Source organism: Acetobacter indonesiensis, from assembly GCF_000963945.1.
GTDB classification, from domain to species: domain Bacteria; phylum Pseudomonadota; class Alphaproteobacteria; order Acetobacterales; family Acetobacteraceae; genus Acetobacter; species Acetobacter indonesiensis.
Genome location: NZ_BAMW01000138.1, coordinates 1 through 2640 on the forward strand (window position 1 = coordinate 1; position 2640 = coordinate 2640).

At 42.0% G+C, this 2640-nt stretch carries 1 protein-coding gene; it reads right to left on the minus strand.

Features of this window, described 5'->3' with window-relative positions; all coding sequences use genetic code 11:
* Positions 1-431 precede the first annotated feature (431 nt).
* Positions 432-1604 carry an acyltransferase family protein gene (locus Abin_RS15485; RefSeq protein WP_084593715.1) on the minus strand — a complete coding sequence of 391 codons (1173 nt, stop codon included), beginning with the start codon at positions 1602-1604 and terminating at the stop codon, positions 432-434.
* Between the last annotated feature and the right edge of the window lie 1036 nt (positions 1605-2640).

Genomic DNA, 2640 nt, shown 5'->3' on the forward strand with positions numbered 1-2640 from the left:
GGTTACCCATAAATTCAGAACTCAACATAATATGTAATTGTAGTGCTAAAGCCCGATCCCCATATTCCACCCGACTCCGCCCATCTGTCCGTTCATACGTTTCCAGCTAGCTTAAACGCTGGATCAAGGACGTGTTATAGGGGATCCAGTTCGATTTATGGTAAAGTGTGAGCAGGGCTTGCTCACAACCTCCCGCTACAAGAATAAGATTTGTTCCTTGAATCCTCTCCGAGCATTTATACAACAAAGCTTCAGATCACCGAAATTCACGTCTGTGTCGCCATACTCAATCACTTCACAGTGCTCGATACCCCTCCCACACACACAGTCTTATAATGGGAAACCATAAAAGGGCTCAACATGCTCACTCAGCGAATGGTACAATAGAACCATCCATCACATGACAGAGGCAGATTTTTGCAACTTAATAATTATCTGGATATACTTTCTGGGAACACTTCAATCGCCCGTGAAGACTGGAGGTGGAGAACAAAGCGTGCAAGTATCTGCGAAGGTTTTTCAATGAGAGCATATGTCATAATCGAAACAATTATAGTTGTTATGATTTCTAGTATCACGAGAATGAGTGGCGGTAATTGCGCATAGACTTTTAAATGCAGCATGATCCAGAAGCTAACGGCCGAGATTTCAAAATGCCAAAGATAAATTGAATAGGAGATATCTCCGAGATGCACCAACCCAAGCGGTGCCCGCAATCGCCCCTGCCGTTCGAGGCCGACCAAAGCGTAGACAGCGAGCGCTGAGGGAATTCCCGAATACACGACTCGTTCACCCCACCCTAACGCGCCAGAAGGTTCGCGTGCGTAAGAGATTATAGCACCCGTCAAAAGTACGACAAAAGAAATACCAAGAGCCAAAAACTTGTCTAAGCAAGTGTTTTTGATTCGTCTAATTTTAATAATAAATGCAACCAAACAACCCAGAAAAAAATCCAAGACCTGTGGTTGTCGTAATGCATAAAAATGACAATCTATAATTTTTTTTACAATTAAGTAGTATAAAATAATTTGAATAATCCCCCACAAAGCAAAACCAGAGAGGATTTTTCTCTTAGGAAGAATAAAAATAATTAGAGAAGAGCCTGCATAAAACCAGACTTCATACGATAACGTCCAGCCGGGTGGCGGAAAAGGTATTGAATCCGTCAGTAGAAAAATTGTGCGCGGCGTGATTTTCCCGATTGTCTGAGCCGCACTCTCAAAGTGCAATCCTATCTGTGTAACAACCATCGTTAACAACACGAACCAGTAGAGAGGATATATCCGGAAGGCTCGTTTGACAGCAAATTGCCATGCAGCACTTGATCTTTCAGATCTTGTCGTCTTCATTGATATGGAGTAAATAAGGAAACCGCTCAATACAAAAAATAAATCAACTCCAGATCCACAAATAGAATTCAAATAATTTGAAAGTTTGAAGAAAAAGGGCCACTCATTTTGTTTGTATAGACCAACCTTGAGGTCTACGCAGTGCATCGTGCAAACACCAAGCGCCGCGACAGCTCGTAATGCCTGAATTGCTTCAAAGTGCACATTACGCATTCTTGCAGAGGATGTATTCTCAGTAGGATTATCGATTTTCATATTGACTTGACTTTACTGCGTAATTCCGTGTTAAAATTACTAACATCTTTACAAATTTTGTTTTACAACAGAATTTGTAAGAATTACAACATAGGGAGTGACCTGATTGGGAATAGCAACACGAAACATAAGCACTCACAATCTGATAGCTAAAATCCTGCACTATTAGTATTCTAATACAAGAATTTTTCGCTGTATATTGAGCGATATAAGTTTGTCAGGGGATTGCTTGGTTAAACCATGTTTATATGCCTTGACTATCAGTTGTCTCATTCAAAGTATTTCTCAGTGAGAGGAAAGAATTGTTATTTTCGCATACTCCAGTGTGGTTGGACAATTCACTGGCTGGAAGCGGTGACCCTTTTTATGAATTTTCATTATGCCACTGTTTAGACGAGCGAGACACCAAACGTTGTGAAACGACTGAGGATGATAATCTGGATGTAATGCCAACTCCCGCGGTCCTGACACATCTGCTATTGTGTAATAATACCGACTTATAGGGAAATGTGATACATAAGACTAAAGGTAATTGCCTTTAGTCGGCAGGCAAGTGGACGAAACTGTTCCATGCGATGTCGGCTACGTCGATACTGCGCTCAATGTTGCTGAATACGATACTTGACAGCTAGTTGGTACAAAGGAAGTTCTTGATATTCTCGGCAGAGTTCAGTTTAAGGTAGCATCAGGGTTAGACGATGGGCAATAGCACTGTTCCCCCACTTTCTGACAATACTCTTCATAAGAGTCTCCAAAGCGAAAAAGTTTATATGATATGTCTATCTTATTCTCCGACTTAAGTGCCATTTTTCTGGCAAACCTTGACTGCCCCACGTGTTTGCCCGCAGAGTCGACCCGCAGTCACCATACCATCTGAAATTATCGTTCTGTTTCAATAGGTTGTCTGATTGGTTGCGACGAAAGCGCGCAGGTTCGAGTCCCTCAGACTTTTGCGCTACAACCTTGAAAAGACTCATAAAATCGGATTGTGATGGGTGAACGGGACTTTCCCGGTTGTCTTCCCAGTCTGGGAACT

What these genes read in the sequence shown, in the direction of transcription:
- Abin_RS15485 (WP_084593715.1), bottom strand. Translation starts at nt 1,604, where the DNA reads ATGAAAATCGATAATCCTACTGAGAATACATCCTCTGCAAGAATGCGT.